This is a genomic window from Corynebacterium tardum (assembly GCF_046717785.1).
Classification (GTDB): domain Bacteria; phylum Actinomycetota; class Actinomycetes; order Mycobacteriales; family Mycobacteriaceae; genus Corynebacterium.
The window spans coordinates 782,994-801,278 of record NZ_CP177104.1 but is presented as its reverse complement, the minus strand read 5'-3'; the positions used below and the strand labels follow the sequence as shown (position 1 = coordinate 801,278).

At 61.5% G+C, this 18,285-nt stretch carries 18 protein-coding genes; 9 read left to right on the top strand and 9 right to left on the bottom strand.

Going from position 1 to position 18,285, the window contains the following annotated elements; genetic code table 11:
• Positions 1 to 62 precede the first annotated feature (62 nt).
• Positions 63 to 1,238 carry a S1 family peptidase gene (locus ACLI1P_RS03905; RefSeq protein ID WP_411709453.1) on the bottom strand — a complete coding sequence of 392 codons (1,176 nt, stop codon included), beginning with the start codon at positions 1,236 to 1,238 and terminating at the stop codon, positions 63 to 65.
• 187 nt (positions 1,239 to 1,425) lie between these two features.
• Between ACLI1P_RS03905 and ACLI1P_RS03900 the strand changes: the two genes are divergently transcribed.
• From ACLI1P_RS03900 to ACLI1P_RS03885, 4 genes are read left to right on the top strand one after another with little or no spacing between them, the layout of a single operon-like run.
• Complete coding sequence (locus ACLI1P_RS03900; RefSeq protein WP_411709452.1) at positions 1,426 to 1,845, top strand: NUDIX hydrolase; 420 nt, start codon at positions 1,426 to 1,428, stop codon at positions 1,843 to 1,845.
• A gap of 55 nt (positions 1,846 to 1,900) precedes the next feature.
• Positions 1,901 to 2,584: a DUF4232 domain-containing protein gene (locus tag ACLI1P_RS03895; protein WP_411709451.1), complete on the top strand. Its 684-nt coding sequence runs from the start codon at positions 1,901 to 1,903 to the stop codon at positions 2,582 to 2,584.
• 57 nt (positions 2,585 to 2,641) lie between these two features.
• A complete protein-coding gene (locus tag ACLI1P_RS03890; protein WP_411709450.1) occupies positions 2,642 to 2,959 on the top strand; it encodes a hypothetical protein in 318 nt (105 codons plus the stop codon).
• Between the two features lie 14 nt (positions 2,960 to 2,973).
• Positions 2,974 to 3,423, top strand: a complete 450-nt coding sequence (locus ACLI1P_RS03885; protein ID WP_408931831.1) for a DUF1990 domain-containing protein — start codon at positions 2,974 to 2,976, stop codon at positions 3,421 to 3,423.
• Here ACLI1P_RS03885 and ACLI1P_RS03880 read toward each other — a convergent pair.
• On the bottom strand, positions 3,420 to 5,186 hold the full coding sequence (locus ACLI1P_RS03880; RefSeq protein ID WP_411709449.1) for an alkaline phosphatase D family protein: 1,767 nt from the start codon (positions 5,184 to 5,186) through the stop codon (positions 3,420 to 3,422). The two genes, ACLI1P_RS03885 and ACLI1P_RS03880, sit on opposite strands and share 4 nt — an antisense overlap.
• Before the next feature lie 233 nt (positions 5,187 to 5,419).
• Between ACLI1P_RS03880 and ACLI1P_RS03875 the strand changes: the two genes are divergently transcribed.
• The 4 genes from ACLI1P_RS03875 (at position 5,420) to ACLI1P_RS03860 (ending at position 10,658) form a co-directional block, all read left to right on the top strand.
• Positions 5,420 to 7,285, top strand: a complete 1,866-nt coding sequence (locus ACLI1P_RS03875; protein WP_411709448.1) for a fibronectin type III domain-containing protein — start codon at positions 5,420 to 5,422, stop codon at positions 7,283 to 7,285.
• Positions 7,286 to 7,532: 247 nt separating this feature from the next.
• Complete coding sequence (locus tag ACLI1P_RS03870) at positions 7,533 to 8,324, top strand: vWA domain-containing protein (RefSeq protein ID WP_408931834.1); 792 nt, start codon at positions 7,533 to 7,535, stop codon at positions 8,322 to 8,324.
• Positions 8,325 to 8,399: 75 nt separating this feature from the next.
• A protein-coding gene (locus tag ACLI1P_RS03865; protein ID WP_102234021.1) for an IS3 family transposase occupies positions 8,400 to 9,592 on the top strand; the annotation gives its coding sequence in 2 pieces (ribosomal slippage) (positions 8,400 to 8,679 and positions 8,679 to 9,592; 1,194 coding nt in all).
• A gap of 19 nt (positions 9,593 to 9,611) precedes the next feature.
• On the top strand, positions 9,612 to 10,658 hold the full coding sequence (locus ACLI1P_RS03860) for an ROK family transcriptional regulator (protein ID WP_070532436.1): 1,047 nt from the start codon (positions 9,612 to 9,614) through the stop codon (positions 10,656 to 10,658).
• On the opposite strand, the gene ACLI1P_RS03855 is transcribed toward ACLI1P_RS03860, so the two are convergent.
• The 6 genes from ACLI1P_RS03855 to ACLI1P_RS03830 form a co-directional block, all read right to left on the bottom strand.
• On the bottom strand, positions 10,655 to 10,861 hold the full coding sequence (locus ACLI1P_RS03855) for an HAD-IA family hydrolase (protein ID WP_070524703.1): 207 nt from the start codon (positions 10,859 to 10,861) through the stop codon (positions 10,655 to 10,657). The two genes, ACLI1P_RS03860 and ACLI1P_RS03855, sit on opposite strands and share 4 nt — an antisense overlap.
• Before the next feature lie 442 nt (positions 10,862 to 11,303).
• Positions 11,304 to 11,678 carry a hypothetical protein gene (locus ACLI1P_RS03850; RefSeq protein WP_070524705.1) on the bottom strand — a complete coding sequence of 125 codons (375 nt, stop codon included), beginning with the start codon at positions 11,676 to 11,678 and terminating at the stop codon, positions 11,304 to 11,306.
• Between the two features lie 129 nt (positions 11,679 to 11,807).
• Positions 11,808 to 12,296 (bottom strand): ferritin, encoded by a 489-nt coding sequence (locus tag ACLI1P_RS03845; RefSeq protein WP_070524707.1) that lies wholly within the window; start codon positions 12,294 to 12,296, stop codon positions 11,808 to 11,810.
• 228 nt (positions 12,297 to 12,524) lie between these two features.
• Positions 12,525 to 13,307 (bottom strand): HtaA domain-containing protein, encoded by a 783-nt coding sequence (locus tag ACLI1P_RS03840; RefSeq protein WP_083299245.1) that lies wholly within the window; start codon positions 13,305 to 13,307, stop codon positions 12,525 to 12,527.
• A gap of 126 nt (positions 13,308 to 13,433) precedes the next feature.
• Positions 13,434 to 14,084, bottom strand: a complete 651-nt coding sequence (locus ACLI1P_RS03835; RefSeq protein ID WP_070524757.1) for a heme oxygenase (biliverdin-producing) — start codon at positions 14,082 to 14,084, stop codon at positions 13,434 to 13,436.
• A gap of 190 nt (positions 14,085 to 14,274) precedes the next feature.
• Entirely contained in the window at positions 14,275 to 15,684 is a 1,410-nt protein-coding gene (locus tag ACLI1P_RS03830) for a SulP family inorganic anion transporter (protein ID WP_070524759.1), read from the bottom strand.
• A gap of 348 nt (positions 15,685 to 16,032) precedes the next feature.
• On the opposite strand from ACLI1P_RS03830, the gene ACLI1P_RS03825 reads away from it, so the two are divergent.
• Positions 16,033 to 17,208, top strand: coding sequence for an esterase/lipase family protein (locus ACLI1P_RS03825; RefSeq protein ID WP_070524711.1), 1,176 nt, complete (start codon positions 16,033 to 16,035; stop codon positions 17,206 to 17,208).
• A gap of 15 nt (positions 17,209 to 17,223) precedes the next feature.
• Here ACLI1P_RS03825 and ACLI1P_RS03820 read toward each other — a convergent pair whose 3' ends face one another.
• Complete coding sequence (locus tag ACLI1P_RS03820) at positions 17,224 to 18,282, bottom strand: HtaA domain-containing protein (protein ID WP_070524713.1); 1,059 nt, start codon at positions 18,280 to 18,282, stop codon at positions 17,224 to 17,226.
• Between the last annotated feature and the right edge of the window lie 3 nt (positions 18,283 to 18,285).

Genomic DNA, 18,285 nt, shown 5'->3' with positions numbered 1-18,285 from the left:
CCTTAAGGATCTGGGGCCTTATTTGTTAGAAACGTACTCTCCCAACCACGCGCCCGCGGAGGTTAGTTCTCCGGAAGCGTGAAACCAGAACCTACGCCTTCGCGGCGGTTCAGATCCGCCAAGATAGCGTCGGTGTTCGTCACCACGGTCGGGTTGTGCAGCGCGCCCTGCCACGGGGTGCGGCACGACGGCAGCCCCGGGACTAGGCCGCGGGATACGGTGCCGACAATGCGTCCGTTGCGGAAGACCGGCGCACCGGAGTCACCCACCATGGCGCATACCTGGTTGACGGTGATCTTCTCATCGTGCTGGAAGGTCACGCCGCACGTGCGGCCGGTAGCCACGCCCTGCTTGCAGGTGACATCGCCCGGGTTGGTGGTGCCACCCACACCGTTGGCGGTAACGCCGTTGTAGCTGCGGGAGATCTCAGCCTTGGAACCGAACTCGATGACCGAGTAATCCAGCTGGGTATTGCGTGCAGCCACAGTACCGGTCGGCCCCACCTGCCAGGAGTCTGCCGAGGACACTGGGTCACCGACATCGCCACAGTGACCGGCGGTGATGCCCACCTTGCGGCCCTGGGAGTCGGTGCCCGCTGCGGTCAGCGTGCACATGGTGTCCTCCCGGATATACAGCGGGGTGCCCGGCCCGTAGAGGGACTTGCCCTCCGTCATCGCGGCGTTGGATTCCTCCGGGATGCTGGGCGCATCGTAGAAGGAGCCCGGCACGCGGTGGAGCACGTAGTCCGCCTGCGGCTTCATGGCCGCGATCTTGGAAAACTGGTCGTTCTTCCACACGTAGTTCGGGTCGGTTCCCTTCGGCTCAAACGTCGGCTGGGTGGCGTCTTCCAAAAGCCCGATGGGGGTCGGATTCGTCAGCGGGTCGCCGGACTTGGCGTCCAGAGCTACCCCGGCGTTTTCCGCATACTGCACGTTCTGCTGTGCCGGTACCTGCGTGTTCAGCTGAGCCTGTTCGCTCACCTGCGCGGCGGTGGCATGAAACGCATCAGCGGCGTCATTCACCGCGGTATCCAGCGCACCGGTCAGCTGCATGTCCACCGGCTTGGTCTGAATTCCAACCGTGGCCAGGTCAGAGCGCACCTGGTCCACGATGCCGGCCGAATCAAGCTCCGGGAGGGTGGGGAGTTCCTCGGCCCCGGCAGACGGGTTACCCAGGAAAAACGCACCTGCGAAAGCCGAGCCCACAAGGACTTTCTTAAGGTGCGGGATTCGTCGCATTAAACTATTCCTCTTTCACTTCTTCTCGTATTGGTCTATGAAATCCTCCTCATGATGGCACGCTCTCCGCGGCGCCGGATCGCATCATGTGGGACTGTGTCCAAGCCGTTACAAGACTGACAGACTGTGGGTGCCCCCTCTCCATTTTTGGGCACCGAGGCGGACGCGGAGAACTAGAATGAGGGCCATGGCTGAGACTCCTGATTCGACAAAGAGCAACGAACTTGTCGCTGTGGTTCTCCGTGATCGTCACGGACGCGTCATGGTGCTCCGCACCGCTGGTCTGCCCGAGTTCGTCCTCCCCTTCGGTTCCATCACCCCGGGCACTCCGGCAGCCGAAAATCCAGCCCTCGCTGCCCGCCTCATTGCCCACGACGTGGTGCGCGTGGACATCGACGAAAGCCGGCTGCGCCGCTTGGGCACCTACTGCTCCCCCGCGGCCAACCGGAGCGGGAATCAAATCTGTGCCCACGTGTACGTCTACGAAGAGGAACTTAGCGTTGCTCATCCGGACAAGGACATTGCGGAGCTAGCCTGGGTGGATCCCGCACAGCCCGACGTAACGGTAGCCCCGCTCCTCAACGATCAAGTCTTCCCCGCACTGTAGAGAACATTCCCTGAATCCAGCCTGACCTAACGGGACAAGCACTAGGCTCAAAGGCATGATTACGCAGCGACTCATCCCTTTCCTCGCCGTCGGTGGCGCGACCGTGCTGCTTGCTAGCTGCAGCGCGAGCTCCCACGACGAGCCCGCTTCGCCAGGTACGAACTCCCCTGTCACCACCACTGTGACCGCGCCCGGAAGCGCGAGCGCTAACGCTGCGGAGGTACCGGCAAGCACGGCACACACAGAAAGCTCCGCCCCGCACCCGGCCGAATCAGCCGAGGAAGACAGTGGCACGACCGTACACGCAGGGGTGGGCGGCAGCTCCTGCGCCACGAGCCAGCTAGACGTCAGCCTGGCCAATGAGCAGGGAGCGGCCGGCTCCCGCCTGGCAGATATCGTCTTTCGCAACACCTCTACCGAACCCTGCACGCTCGATGGTTTCCCAGGCGTGTCCGCCGTGACCAACAATGATGGCACGCAGCTCGGAGCAGCCGCTGCGCGCGAGACCGGGCGCGGTGCGTCCCCGGTGACGGTCCAGCCCGGCGGCTCCGCCCGCGCGGGGCTGAACATGACCGTCGTCGGCGTCCTCGACCCCGCCTCCTGCCAGCCGCAGGCAGCCGATGGCCTCCGAGTCTACCCGCCGGGAGAAACCGCAAGTGCCTTCATCCCGGTGCCCGGCTTGGAGGGCTGTGCCGGCGACGCCAACTACCTATCCATCCAGCCCGTTACCGCGAATTAGCTGGAATTAGTCGTCGCCCGGCGCGCCGGGGAAGATAAATTCATTACACTCGCGGCCATGGAAGCAAAGTCACTCACGTCGCTGGTGTTCGGCAACGTCGTTCTGGAATCTCACATGAACAAGACGGTCATTACGGTCTACGCCGAGGACATGCGCTCCTGGTACTTTCGGCCCAGCCCCTACACGGAGCTCAAGGTGCCGCTCGATGAGCTGCGCGGTCAGTTGAGCCGCGAGCGCGCGGACCTCATTTCGGAGCGCATTTTTGATAGCGTCACGCTCGAGCTGGAGGAAAGCTACCCCGGCGGCGTGGAGCGCGCGCAAAAGCAATTGTGTGCCTGGCTCATGAATGAGGCCGGCGAGTCCACTCCCGCCTAGGCCACACGCCGCGCATGACACAACCGCTGTCCTATTCTTCCACTGCCGGCATGCCGCGGCTGCGCATGTCCCGCGTCATCGATACCGACTTTGATACTGCCGCTGAGCGGCTCTTCCATTGGGGCCTGCAGCGCAGCGGGCTGTTCCGGGTTCGCCCGACCCACCAGGTTGTGGAGCGGGGCGCCGAGGTGAGCCTGGGTCTCGGCCCGTGGCACTGGCGCTGCCGCGTGGTGGACGTGTTCTGGGACGAGGGCCGGGCCGGTTTTACGTATGGCACGCTTCCTGGTCACCTTGAGCGCGGCGAGGAGACCTTCACCGTGGAGCGCCTGCGGGACGGGCGCACGCTCGTGCTTGTCGACGCCTCATCGGAGCCCGCCCACTTCACGTTTTTGCGCCCACTGCTCGATATCCCGCGGCGCGCGCTCATTCGCTGCTTCTACCTCCGAGCGCTCGATGCCAGCTAGGCGGTGAATCCGTCCTTGGGGTTCCACGTCTTGCTCACCGCGAGCGCCACCGAGGCATCGGGAGCCTCCACGTCAGAGACGCGGTAGTAGTGCATATCCACGTGGTCAGCAAAGAGGTGCGCGACTGCGTAACCGTGGGAGTCGTAGTCCAGGTGCTTGACCCACGGGTTGGCCCCCTTAATGGCGTCCTCGATGAGCAAGGACGTGGAGTTGTCCTCCGCGTGATAAATGCCCGTGTAGGTGGTGAGAATCTCGTCGATATTCGGCGCCGTAATGGAGGTAGTCACCAGCTCGCAGGCCACGCGCTTGTCATGCAGGTAGATGTCGTTGGCCCATTCCGAATGGATATCTCCGGTGATGAAGAAGGAGTTGCCCTCGCGGGCATCCAGCGCCTCCAGCACACGGTCGCGGTCGGCGGTGTAGCCATCCCACTGATCCGAGTTCACCGCGAAGCCGGAGGTATTGCCCTTCACAAAGCGCAAGCCCTCGTTGGCGGCGTCGTTGCCGGGGATGGTGAGTAGGCGCATGGGGGCCATCATCACGGAGTTGCCCATCACCATCCACGTCGCGTCCGACATCGAAATGGTGTCCCGCAGCCACTGCAGCTGCTCATTGCCCACGATGGTGCGGTTGGGATCCCCGAAGTTGCTGGAGGTGGTTTCCTGGTCGCGGTAGGTGCGTAGATCCATCATGGTGAGTTCCATGAGGGAGCCGAACCGCAGGTTGCGGTAGAGCTTTCCGCCCTCGCTCAGCTGCTTTTGGCGCAGCGGCATCCACTCGTAATAAGCCTGCAGGGCGTCGTTCCAGCGGCGGGTCCACTCGCCTTCCACAAACCCGGGGGTATGGTTCTCCGCGCCATCGCGCCAGGAATTGTTCGCGGTTTCGTGGTCATCCCACACCACGACCCACGGGGCGGCGCCGTGCGCCGCCTGCAGGTGCGCATCGGTGCGGTAGCGGCCGTAGCGGATACGGTAGTCCTCCAGCGTGACGATCTCCCACACCGGCTGGTGCTCACGCGCCACACCGCTTTTACCTGCGTACTCCCCCGTGGGGTATTCGTAGATGTAGTCTCCCAGGAAGACCACAAAGTCGAGCTCTCCGCTACGGCCGCGCTCCGCCATGTCCTTGTAGGCGTTGAAGAAACCCGATTCGTAGTTGGCACAGGAGGCCACGGCGAACTTCAGGCTCTCTACCTGGGCGTCGACGGCGGGCGCAGTCTTGGTCCGGCCTACCGGCGAATACGCCCCGGCGTGTTCCCCGGAGGTCACCTGGAAGCGGTAGTAGTACACGGTATCCGGGGTCAGTCCAAAGGGATCCACGTGAACGGTATGGTCGTGCTCGACAGAGGCAACCTCTTGGCCGTGGGCCACGACAGAGCCCATCGCCTCATCGGTGGCTATCTCCCAGGCCACCTCCACGTCTTCTCCCATGCCGGAGCCGGGCAGGGCGTCCCTGTCCGGGGTAACACGGGTCCACAACACCACCGAGGTGGGGAGCGGATCGCCGGAGGCAACGCCGTGCAGGAAGGGCAGCTGGTCGCCGGTGTACTGGTTGTACGTCTCCAGCGGGGATTGGCGTGGGGTGCCGCGCTGAGCCGCAGCGGTGGACAGGCCGTAGCCCGCTGCCGCGGTGGATGCGCCGACAGCGCCCCACCGCAGAGCGGTGCGGCGGTTGAAGCGAGAGGTGCCAGAGTATGAGGTTTGAGAGGTTTCTGAAGATTCTGAAGAGTGCGGGGTATCTGCGGACCCGATTACGTGGGACATGGGGCTAAACTTAAGCTCACCAAAACTGCTATTTCAACGCGAGAACCCGCCCATTATCCCCCATATCGGGGGCATGTTCCCCAGATTTTTATTCTACTTAACCAGGGGTTCACCTTGAGATGTTTCTGTGTCTTAGTCATGTCTGATTCTCTGTTTTCTTAGCAGAAAGTCACTCTCACGTCCCACTCCTGAAACTCCCGATATTTCTCGCACAAAGGCATAACACAACAATCATGAAGCGTTTTAGTTTTTCTCCTGCTTCCGCGGGCGTAGCCGTTATCACTGCGGCTGCCCTGGCAATCACCTCCCAGGTCAGCGTCCCTGTCGTCGCTACGGCCCAGACCAACCCCGTATCCCGCATGGTTCTGCAGCCGGGCAGCACTGAGAGCTCCGTGATCGTCTCGTGGCGCACCCAGGGTCCAGCAGATAAGGAAGTCCTCGAGGTCACCGGCCCCGACGGAACCCAGACCTTTGAAGCAAAGGAAAAGGACGGCGGCGCACTTGCGTACGTCTCCAACTACGCCACCGCGACGGGGCTGAAGGAAAACACCGAATACACCTACCGCGTCGGCTCCGAGAAAGGCGGCTGGTCCGAGGCTGAGACCTTTAATACCGGTAGCTTTGGTGAAAAGTGGAGCTTCGTCACCGTCGCCGATGCACAGATTGGCGTCGGTACTGACATCAAGGGTCAAACCGAGCAGTGGAACAAGACCATCAGCACGGCGGTAGCCGATGCTCCTCAGGCCAGCATGATCTGGTCCCTCGGCGACCAGGTTGAGGGCTGGGGCTCCACCCTCGCGCAGTACGACGGTTACTTCTCCTCCCCGGAGATCCGTAACCTGCCCACCAACGCGCTGCCGGGCAATCACGAGACCTACCCGTCGGACCTGGCAATGAAGCACTACGATGAGCACTTCATTAACCCGAACCAGGAGCCGGATGTCCGGGACTTCTACTTTGAGCGCAACAACGTGCTCTTCCTCGGGCTCGACACCAACGCCAGCAGCGATGCGGACATCGAGCGCCACGCGGAGTTCATGCGCAAGACCATTGAGAACCGCGGCGCCTTCAACGACTGGATCATCGTGGGTATGCACCACTCCTTCTTCTCCCAGGGCACCCACTACACCGATGGCGATGTCACCAAGCTCCGTGAAAAACTCGCTCCGGTCATGTCTGAGCTAGACATCGATGCCGTCCTCAGCGGCCACGACCACATCTACACTCGTACCCACCTCATGAACGGCCTCGAGCCAGTGAAGGCTCCCGCGAAGCGCGGCGACGTCCTCTCTCCCAACGATGGCGAGGTCCTCTACATCACCACTACCTCCGCAGGCGGCGGAAAGTTCTACGACTTCCAGGGTGAGGACGGGCAGAAGTACCCCAACGCCCGCATGGAAAACATTGACCCGGCCCTCCCGCACGCCTCCACGGCGTTCTGGCGCCAAGACTACGACGAGGACTACATGGTCGTCGACGTTACCGGTGATGAACTCACCTTCCGCACCTACAACGCCAACAACCCAAACCTGGTAGATAAGGTCACACTGAAGAACAACGACCGCGCCATTGTGGATCCGCGCGAGCAGGACCCCACTACCCCAGCGCCGGAAACCACCACTGAGGTTGTCACCACAGAGGTTCCGACTACTGTGACCACCACGGAGACCAAGGAGGTCCCCACTACGGTGACCACCACCTTGCCTGCGAAAAAGACCACCAAGGTGGTGACCTCGATGGTGCCCACCACTGAGGAAAAGACCATCACCACCAAGGTGCCAACGACCATTACCACTACCAAAACTGCTGAGCCATCCGAGCCTTCGGATCCCTCCCAGCCAGATGAGCCAGCCAAGCCGGATGAGAACTGTGACGAGGGCTCTGCGGGGGCGTCGGCAAGCACGGCGGGCTCCTCCGATGGGTCCTCGGATGATTCGTGCTCCTCCTCCCGTGGCGGCGTGATCGGCTTCCTCTTGGGCGCCATCAGCGCGCTGATTGTCGCCGGCGGCGTGGCGGCGCTGGACCCGAACAGCCCGGTCCGCAACAACATTCAGAGCATGCTCGACTCGCTTTACCGGATGTATACCCGGTTGTTCTAAGGCCCCCTAAAACACGCAAACGGAAACGGAATGCACGGGGGTTAATCCCCCTGTATTCCCCGTTCCCAAGCGCAGATCGCCTCCTGTGTGTAATTTAACTCACATGCACACAAAGTCACGTTTCATACCAAAACCATTGCTCACGGCGATTCTTTTCCTCGCAGCAGTCGCTCTCTCCGTCGTAAGCGTTCTCTTTCCCCTCACCGCCACCGCCGAAGATTCACGCTCAACCTCCACTAGTAGCTCCGTGCCGAGCTCCCCCACTGCTTCTAGTGACATGGCCCCGACCATGGTGGTCTTCGATTCCTCCGGTTCCATGATCACCAACGATGCCGGCGGCCAGACCCGCATCGACGCCGCCAAAGATGCCGCCCGCACCTTCATCACCGAAGCCGGGGACGACGCCCCTCTGGGACTTGTCACCTACGGTGGGAACACCGGCGAGGCTCCTGAAGATGAAGCTGCCGGTTGCCAGGACATCACCGTGGTAACGCCACCCGAGGCCGGCAATTCTGAGAAGATGATTGGCCACATGGATGGCCTCCAACCGCGCGGCTTTACGCCCATCGGTGAATCTCTGCGCAAGGCCGCGGCTGAGCTTCCAAAGGAAGGCCAGCGCAGCATCATCTTGGTCTCGGATGGCGTTGCGACATGTACCCCGCCACCGGTCTGCGATGTGGCGAAGGAACTCAAGGAACAGGGTATCGACCTGGTCATCAACACCGTCGGCTTCAACGTTGAGCCCGAGGCTCAGCAGGAACTGCAGTGCATTGCCGACGCCACCGGCGGCACCTATGCCGACGCCTCCGACGCCGATAGCTTGGCCAAGGAGCTTAGCCGCGCAGCACCGCGCACCTTCAACGCCTACGAGTCAGACTTAGAGGAGATCGAAGGCGGCGAAACCAAGGGTTCTCCGGCCAAGGTAGACCGTGACGTGGAAGCCTTCTCCACCACTCTTCTTCCGACGGAGGGTGAGGGGCACTCCGCTGAATCGACTACCTTCTTCACTACCCCATTGCTGAAGGCGAGCGCGTGGTGATTGGGCCTGACCCCTTTTTGGTGGACACCTTTCATTCCAGCCCAGTCGGGCTGGGAAGAAAGGTAATCTACCACCATGTCCAGGTACTCCGAACAGTTCAAACGCGATGCTGTGGCCCTCTATGAAAACAATGAGGACCTCTCGCTGAACGCAGCATCAGCAGAGCTCGGTATCAACCGTGCCTCGCTGCATTCTTGGGTCACCAAGTACGGCACCGGAAAGCGTGCCCGCATTAGAGCCGTGCATGATAAAGCCCAAGCGGCGACTGATTCTGAGCGAATCCGCCAGCTGGAAAAAGAAAACGCGAAGCTGCGCGAAGAACGCGATATTCTACGTAAAGCTGCTAAATATTTTGCCGAAGAGACACGCTGGTGATCCGCTTCCAGTTTGTCTATGACCACCGAACCGAATACTCGGTCAAGCGGATGTGCCACGTTTTAAAGCTCAATCGCTCCTCGTTCTATAAATGGGTCCAAACCCGTGAAAAGCGCAGGTTAAAGATGTGTTCCGATGCCCTTATTGGTGCGAGAATTACAACCATCTTCGATGATGAGCACGGGCTTTATGGTGCTAAACGCATCGCTGCAAGCCTCAACGACGATACGGACTTTCCTCCGATCAACCACAAGAAGGTCGCACGCATCATGAAATCCATGGGACTTAAAGGCTTTACCAAGCGCCGCCGATGTGTCACTACCAGGCGCAAGCCTGGCCACCGTGTCATGCCGGACTTAGTAGGCCGTACATTCACAGCCAACGAGCCGAACCGCGTTTATCTTGGCGACATTACCTACCCGCCCTGTAAGGGTGGCAAGAACATGTATTTGGCCACAGTCATTGACACGTATTCACGGAAACTTGCAGGTTATGCGATCGCAGACCACATGCGAGTGTCACTGGTCGTCGATGCACTAGCCCACGCGCACGGTGTGCGTGGCAGTCTTGACGGGGCTGTATTCCATTCCGATCACGGCAGTGTGTACACCTCACAAGCCTTTAGGGACCACTGCACCCAGCTTGGTGTTCGCCAATCCATGGGAGCGGTGGGAACGAGTGCTGATAATGCCCTGGCAGAATCATTTAACGCCACCTTAAAGCGTGAAGTCCTGCGTGATCGGAAAGTCTTTGACAATCCCATCGTCTGCCGCCAAGAAGTCTTTCGATGGTGCATGCGCTACAACACGCGCAGACGGCATTCCTGGTGCAACCTTCTAGCCCCCGATGACTTCGAAGCACTCACATCAGCTACACTGACCCAAGCAGCATAGCTAACCCCCGACGTGTCCACTGTCCGGGGGTCAGGCCCGTCTCCACCTCGTACGCCTCAATCCCATCATCACGCGCAGCGAGCTCGTGGAGGCCACCGGACTGTCCCAGCCCACCATCACCCGCGCCACCGCCGCTCTCCTCAAGGCCGGCCTCATCCAAGAGCGCACGGACCTCACCCGCTCCCAAGGTCGCGGCCGCCCCACGGTTCCGCTCGAGGCCTCCGATAACGGCTGGCTCCTTTCCGGCATCGCGGTCGGCACCACCTCGACGTATATCGGCCTCTACGACACCCGCGGCCGCATTATCCGCGAAGACAACGTTCCCACCCCGGTCTCGAAGCTCAGCCCCGATGACTTCGTCGAGCACGTCATCGCTGGCGTCAACCGGCTCACCACCGGTGTCGACCGCACACTCGTTTCCGTCGGCGTGACCACCTCCGGCTCCGTCGACGAAGAAGGCAAGGTCCACGCGGCCAACCTCGGCTGGGACGGCATGGATATCGCAGGACGCCTCGACTTCCAGTTCGGCGTCCCCGTCACTGTCACCCCGGCCGTGCCCGCCATCCTCGCTTCGGAGACGCAGGCCGCTCCTCTCGGCGACGAAGCCCGCACGCTCGTCCTCTTCGCGGATGACTCGATTGGCGCCGCCCTGTCCGATGAGGACGGCGTTGCCTCCATCGAGCTCCCACAGTTCGACGGCGCCGACCCACGCGACACCCTCGTCAACGCCGCGCTTGCGCCCCGTCTCGCTGAGGCTGCCGATGCCCCCTCGGTCCTTGCCCAGCGCGCCTCCGACCTCGGCCGCCTTACGGCCCAGCTTATCGATGCCCACCGCCCCGACACCGTGGTCATCGCCGGCTCCGCCTTCTACGACGTGCCCACCGCGCCGAAGCTCTTTGCCTCGGCCGCACGCGGCGAGCTCGACCCCGATCTCGCGTCCGCGACGGAGCTGCGCATGATCCCCAACCACAAGGAGATCGTCCGCTCCATCGCCCGCGCCGTCGCGCTCGACCCGCTCCTGCGCACGCCGCTTGAGCTGAACACCGCGAAGGTGCGCGCCGCCTAGGCCAGCCCGCACTCCGCACGCAGTTCGGCAAGGTTGCCGTCGTAGAGATACCCGCGCAGCCCTGCCGCCCGTGCTGCGTCGACGTTGCCCTGGGTGTCATCAATAAAGAGTGTGTCTTTCGCACTCGCACCCAACGCGTCCATCGCCACGTCGAAGGCCCGCTTGTCGGGCTTGACCACGCCAATCTCGCCACTGAGCACCACGGCGGTGAATTCCTTGAGTCACGAGTCGTTGCGCTCGCGCACCATACGACCGAGTCCCACCGGAATATTGGACAGCACGCCCACCGCATTGCCCGCGCCAAGCAACTCCTGGGCGACCCCACGACGTCGAGGTCCGGCGCCGTACACGGCTCGAAGTCCTGAGCGACGGCCTCAGAGATATCGAAGTCCGGAAGGCCTAGGCGCACCTGCATCTGGCGCCACCAGCGTTCGTCGCTCACCACGCCCGCGTCATAGGCCGGGCGCAATTCGTTATACGCCGTCCAAAAAGCGGCCGGATCCTCGGCACCGACGAGACGTAGCAGCGCCTCCTTCGGCTCCGGTGGGCGATGACGGAGCAAGACTCCGTAGAAATCGAAAAGATACGTCGACATACATCCAGACTACGGAAAGCCGCGCAGACTCGTCCCAAAACGACAGAGTTCTAGAAACGGAACAAGCGTCCGGGCAGCCCCGTGGGCACGAGCAGCACCGCCACGGCACCCAGCGCCGCGCCTCCTGCATACAGCGGCACAATGGCGTCCGGAATGATGCCGAGCGGCGTGAAGATCACCAAGCCCACGGCGGCAAGCACGAGCGCGCCGCCGACTGACGCAATGGACTTCTGCGGCAGGCTCACCGCGATGAGCGCAGCAAAAAGAAAGAGACCCGCCCCCGCGAAGGGCCCCAGCATGAGTGCCGCACCAAGCAGAAAAGTGCCGAGCGCAACGTGCGTACTGCTCAACGCCATGCCGACGCCCAAGGCGACGGCGAGCGCGAGGAGCACGACCACGGTCCAGGTTTTCTGCTTCATAGACATATAAAACGCAGTCTCCCACCAACCATGGGGTTGGTGGGAGATATTAGGACAATCTTGATGGGTTTGTTACCGCATGGTCACTGTCCCTTGACCTTTGTGTATTAGCTAGGCCTTGATGGCCACGCGTGACTACTTTGCGCGGGAGCCCAGAGTGGCGTCGATGCGCAGGAGGCCGGAGCCATCGTTGCCCACGAGCTTGATCTGGTCAATAATCTCGGTGACGGTGTCCTCTTCCTCAATCTGCTCGTCGAGGAACCAGTTCACGATCTGGCGGGACTCAAGGTCCTTCACCTCATCAGCGGTACGAGCGATCTCGCGGATCTGCTCGGAGACCTTCTGCTCGTGTGCGTAGGCAGCCTCGAAAGCGTCGAGCGGGGTCGCGGCCTTCACAGACGGAACCGGGACATCGGTGAGCTCCACGCGGTAACCGCGTGCGAGGAGGTGGTTGGCAAACTTCTGAGCGTGCTCGCGCTCCTCCGCAGCCTGAGCGTAGAACCAGTCACGCATGCCCGGGAAGGAAAGATCATCCATCTCGTAGGCCAGCTGGGTGTAGATGAGGGCGGCGCCGTGCTCGTTAATAACCTGTGCGTTCAGCAGGCTCTGCAGCTTCTCGTTCATTGAATATCCTTGCCTTTCGGTACCTGTTCAATAGGTAAATTTCTGTCTTTTCCGACGGCTATCCAACGGGTTTCCGGCGGTATAGTCTCCCATAATACAGATATTCAAAAATGCCGCTAGCTAGGTTAGGGTTCCCAAACATGCAGGCCAAAGACAATTTTGGTCACGGTAACCTAAGTTACCGCAACCTGATCAACGCCCGAATCCACACAAACGGAAGCAATCGAACTAGAGTCGGATGCCCGCCCGCTTGAGCGCATCAAGCACCAAAGGCATCCCTGCCACCGCGGTACCCACGAGCGCCACAACGCCCGCAATCACCCCCACGAGGATGCCGATACCCTCGCTCGACGGTTCCTCCGAGCTCAGCGTTCCCAACTGCGCGGAAGCCCGGGCAAGTCCCGTCGACTTATGCCCCTCGACTACCCCGGCATCCTTGCCATCAGCGAAGTCCAGCACGAGATCAACGTCGCCGCCCTCAAGTATCTGACCTTCCTTATAGCGCAGTAGCGAGCCCTCCAGGCCTGCACCCGCGGTGGCCTGGCGATCCTGCGCGCTCACATCGGTCCCAACCGCGATGGGGGCATCGAGGGTGAACGTGACCAGCACGTCATCATCGCCATCCCTGTCGACCTGCGCGCCCTTATCGCCCGGATCCCCGGACAAAACGTAGTCTCCAACGAGCTCGACCTTCGTGCCTTGCACCTGCAGCTTGAGATCTGAGTAGGTGAGATCGAGGCCGGCCGAGCCGCCCGCGCCCAGGCCTTTGTAGGCCACGATATGCGCCGAACCGTCAAGGACGATGGTGCCGTTGCCGTCCGCATCTAACGTCGTCTCAGCGACGTTGACCGGAAAGAGCAGCTGATTGTCCTTATACGTCGCCCCATCCGTGGTCGTCCAACGGCCAGCTGCCATTGGGCCAGCAAGATGCTCCATAAATGAGGTCTTGATGGGCCAGGCGAATGTACCCGCCGTCAGGTCCTGCGTTGCAGCAGTAGCCGGAACAGCCATTGCAGAGACGATAAGAGCAGATGCGAGAGAAGCAGAAGAGATTTTCTTCACGCGACAGACCTCCAGGTCACTTTAGAAATACAGATAAAACAAGAAGGGGGAAGAGAGGAAATAGTGAACCCGGCGCTACGCTGCGCCCGGATACAGCTTCGCTAGCTCGGCGAAGACTGCCGAGTTACACGCGAAGGCGGCCTGTGCCTCGGCGATGAGAGCGGCACGCTGGGCATCAGAAAGCGCGAGCTCGTCGAGCGCCTTGCGGTACGCGCTGCGGTAGGGCGGAATCTTGCCAATCGCCGCGAAGTTATAGAAATTGAGCGCATCCGGGTCGATACCGTAGAGAGCCCCCAGGCGCGCGGCAATAACCTGCCCACCCGAGATATCGCCAAGGTAGCGCACGTAGTGGTGAGCAACGACCCGGGGCTCCGATCCCGGCGTATCGAGCGATTCCAGGCGCGCGACGTAGCGTGCGGTGGCGGGAAGGATACGCACCTCGTCGCGCCACTGCGGGCCGTACATTTCCGCGAGGTCGAGTTCCAGCGCATCGCGGCGTTCCAACCGGGGGTCGGCCACCGCTCCGGCGATGCGAGTATCCGCTACCGTGCGGACCGCGCGCTCAAGCGCCTCATAGATAAACCACAACTGCCCAGTAAAGGTGGCGAGTGCCTCTGCGCTGAGCTCACCCGCCATCAAGCGGGTCATAAAATCTGAGCCCTCTGCGCTGGCGTGCGCTCGCGCGGTTTCCTCACGCAGCATCTGCGAAAGCGGCGTCGTGGTCATGGCAACGGTCATGGCCAAATTCCTCCTGATTAAGTAACGCTTGCCTAACCTTAATGTGGATAGTCTAAACAAGGCAAGCCTTACATATCAAGACCTATGCCATACTTCATGCCCACAGTGACGCATATTCGACCGAAAGTATGACTAATCGTCGCACCCCCATGCTCAGCGCACATCTCTCCCCCAGGTTTTAGTCCCCCAAATTGCCCGAGAGCCGGTCGAGGCGCTGCTGACTGACCGGATCAAGACCCCGAATATCCACGGTCACGCCGCGCTGCGCGTATTTCTCACGCACCGCATCCAGCGTCGCCACAGTCGAGGCATCCCATACCTGCGCAGCCGACATGTCGATATCGACCTCAGAGACTCCCAGCGTGTAGTCAAAGGAATAGACAAGGTCGTTGGACGAAGCAAAGAAAAGCTGGCCGGTGACGCGGTACGCGGCGCGGGTGGCATCGGAAGCAACGAGCTCGACCTGGGTGAGGTGCGCGACGCGACGCGCGAACGCAATCATGGCCGTGAGCACGCCGGCGATGACGCCGACCGCCAGGTTGTGAGTAACCAATGTCCCCACAACCGTCACGAGCATGACCAGCGTTTCCGACAGCGGCATGCGGTGGATGGTGCGCACCGAGTGCCAATCCACCGTGTCCGCGGCGACGAGGATCATGACGGCGACAAGCGCAGTCATGGGAATCGCACCCACGGTATCGCCCAACACAAGGATGAGAATGAGGAGGAAGATGCCAGCGAGCAGGCTCGACAGGCGCGTGCGAGCACCAGAAGCTTTGACGCCAATCATCGTCTGGCCAATCATCGCACACACGCCCATGCCGCCGATGCTCGCCGCAAGGACGTTGCCAATACCCTGACCGAGGGACTCGCGCGTTTTATCCGAGTGGCTGTCCGTAATGTCGTCGACAAGTTTGGCTGTGAGCAGCGACTCCATGAGGCCGACGAGGGCCACGCCTACCGCGTACGGGCCGATGAGCGTGAGCGTGTCGAGCGTGAGCGGCACGTCAGGGAAAACGAAGCCCGGCAGGCTCGTGGGTAGCTCGCCTTGGTCCGCGACGTCCGGAATGTCCCAGCGGAAGACGACGACGAGCACTGTGATGACGAGGATCGTGATGAGCGGGGCGGGGACGACCTCCGTGAGCCTCGGCCACAGAAGCATGATGACCACACCGAGCGCCACGAGGGGATAGACGATCCACGGGACGTGCATGAGGTGCGGCAGCTGCGCGGTAAACATCATGATGCCCAACGCGTTGACGAAGCCAGTCATAACGGAGCGCGGGATAAAACGCATGAGCTTGGCGACCCCGAGGAAAGCGAGAACGATCTGCAGGACTCCCGCCAGCAGCACCGCCGCGAGGACGTACTGCAGACCGTGGGAGGCAGACAAGGGAGCAATGACCAACGCGACCGAGCCGGCCGCGGCGGAGATCATGGCAGGACGACCACCAGTAAAGGAGATGGAGATTGCCATGATGACGGACGCGAAGAGTCCAACGCGTGGATCCAGCCCCGCCAGGATCGAAAAGCTTAAGACCTCGGGGATAAGCGCGAGGGCGACGGCGAGGCCGCCGAAGACTTCCATGCGCAGGCGCGCGGGGGAAGAAAAGACGTAGCGAAAGCTCGCGAGCACGCCGGTAGGCGCAGGAATTTGGGCTCGTCCCCCAACTACCACTTCCAGAGATAAACGAAGGCCCGTCAGCTGCGCGCTGACGGGCCTTCTCCCCATGACTAATCTTTCGGCACTTACCGTGAGAAGGAAGTGGAGCGCGACCTTCCTAGTAAGCAACCGCCCGTGATTAGGCAAGGCTTAGTTTATAAACCTTTAGTTGGATGGTCAAGGGGGAACGAGAACTTTCTCCCGCGATCCCGCGAAATATCACCGTTACCACTAATAATTCCGAAAAATTAATGTATCGCGGCACGAAATAGGATGAGAGTTATGGCAACAGATTCGTTCAAAGAACCGCTCAAAGAACTCGAAACCCTCATCTCCGAGGGACTCGGGCGGTTCTGGCGTTCAGACCCGACTCCCCCTTCCGTCAGCTACGACGCCACCGAAGGCCTGCCGGAGACACCGGCGGCGGAACAAGTTTCAGACTCTCCGCGCCACGGCATTACCACCCCTGCGCCCGCTAACGCCTTGCGCGAGGAAGTGGCCGACGAAATCGCCGAGCTATTGCGTGCCGAGCGCCGCAGCTTCTTCGACCTCGACTTTCGCCATCCACGCGGGTCCGCAGGCGACGACCACGAGGCAGAGACCGCGGCACGCCTGGCATCGCTACCGCTCGGCGCACGCCTGAAGCCACGCGGCGTTTTCGAAGACGACTGGGCAGCGCGCCCGGATGAAGACCACCCATGGCCCATCATTCTCATCCACGGGACGACGGATACGAAAGGCGTATGGCAGCTGCTCGGCTCCGAGCTGCGCGAGGACGGCTGGACCGTGTTCGCACCGGACTATGGCGCCCGCGCCACCGGCCCCATCGCCGCCTCCGCCGATCAGGTCGGCGCGTATATCGACGCGGTCCAAGCCGTCACCGGCGCGGAACAGGTCGTGCTCATCGGACACTCTCAAGTCGGTATCGTCGCCCGCTACTGGATGCATAACCACGATGCGGTGGACCGCGTGCGCCACATCATCTGCCTGTCGGCGCCCAACCACGGCACCACCCAAGGTGGAATCGTCAGCTCGTTGATTTCCAGCCGCCGCCAAGAACACGTCATGCGCTCCATCATCGACGCTTACTTCGGCCCAGCCGGCATGGAACAAATCGTGGGCAGCGCGACGCTGGAGGAGCTCAACCGCAACGGTGACCTGGCCCCCGGTGTGAGCTACACGTGCGTGGCCACTAAGCAAGACTCCATCGTCGTGCCGCCGGAAACCTGTTTCTTGGATCCCGGCGACACTCCCGACGGAACGGTGCGCAATGTCTATGTGCAAGACGTCGACAAACGCGCCGTCGTCTCACACATGGATATGCCCATGGACAAGCGCGTGCGCGCCATCGTGCGCACGGTGCTCAAACAGCTCTCCCCCACCCTGGACAATCCTCACGACGCCCAAAGCCACGCCCTTGCCAACGCGGGTCACGCCGACTCGGAATAGACCCGTGCAGGTTCGCTAACGCAGGCGCGCCAGCAGGGGATTAAGAACGCCGGACTGCACGATGGCGCCGCCGATGACCGCAAACATGCCGCCCAGAGCGGTCAGCGCCAACACGATATTCCACACGTTGGAAAAAGAAGAGCCTTCTTCGCCCTTGTTATCCGTGCCGCCTTGGTTCTGATCCCGCCCCTTTTCCGGCTTCTTCTCTGGGTCCTTCTCAGGAGTCTTTCCTTGGTCTCCTGCCTGGTCCTTGCCCTGCTCGTCGCGGCCCGGCTCGTCCTGCTCCCCTGGGGTGGTCTCGGTGCCCTCATCGGCAGGACCCACACACTCGGACGCGGTCTTCAAGGTCACCTGTGCATCATCAAGTTCCGGCTTGTAGCTCTCGTTGTACATGCCCATGAAGATCACGTCGATACCCTCGATGTGCTGGATCTTCGACTCGCGATCGTAGTAGGTACCCGCCTTCGGCTTGTACGTCACGTCGGTCGCATTCAGCGTGAGCATATCGCCGTCCTTCGACCATGCGGCATTGCCCTCAGCGAAGGTATCCGTGCCCGACTTCTTGTTTTCTTCCGTGCGGTCCTCCGGGGTGTATTCCGTCATGCCCTTGCCCGGCACGTAGTAGCCCTCGTAGGACGTGCCCGCCTTTGCCTGCCCTGCCTCCGTGAGGACATAAGGCGAGAGCATCTTGGTGTACAGCGCACCGTGGTGGCCCTCAAACTCCAGCGTCGAATCCTTGGTTCGAATATCGGCTTTCGTGACGGTGCCGTCTTCGCCCAGGCTCACCGAGGACGCAGAAGGATCCACCTCGAAGTGGAACTGAAAGTCTGCTCCGCCTTTGTTACCCTCGTCCTGCGTTACCGCGCCGGACGTGGTCCACCCACCCCTCGCGATGGGGCCGGTGATGTAGTTGCGGAAAGATTCCTTGATGCCCCAATTCACAGTTCCGGAGACAATGCGGGTCTCCAGGGTCTGGCCAGGGGCGCAGGTGGGGGCATCGGCAGCAAAGGCTGCCGGAACGGTCAGCGCCGAGGCGGTCAGCGCCAGCGCGAGAGAAGAAGAGACAATACGCATGAG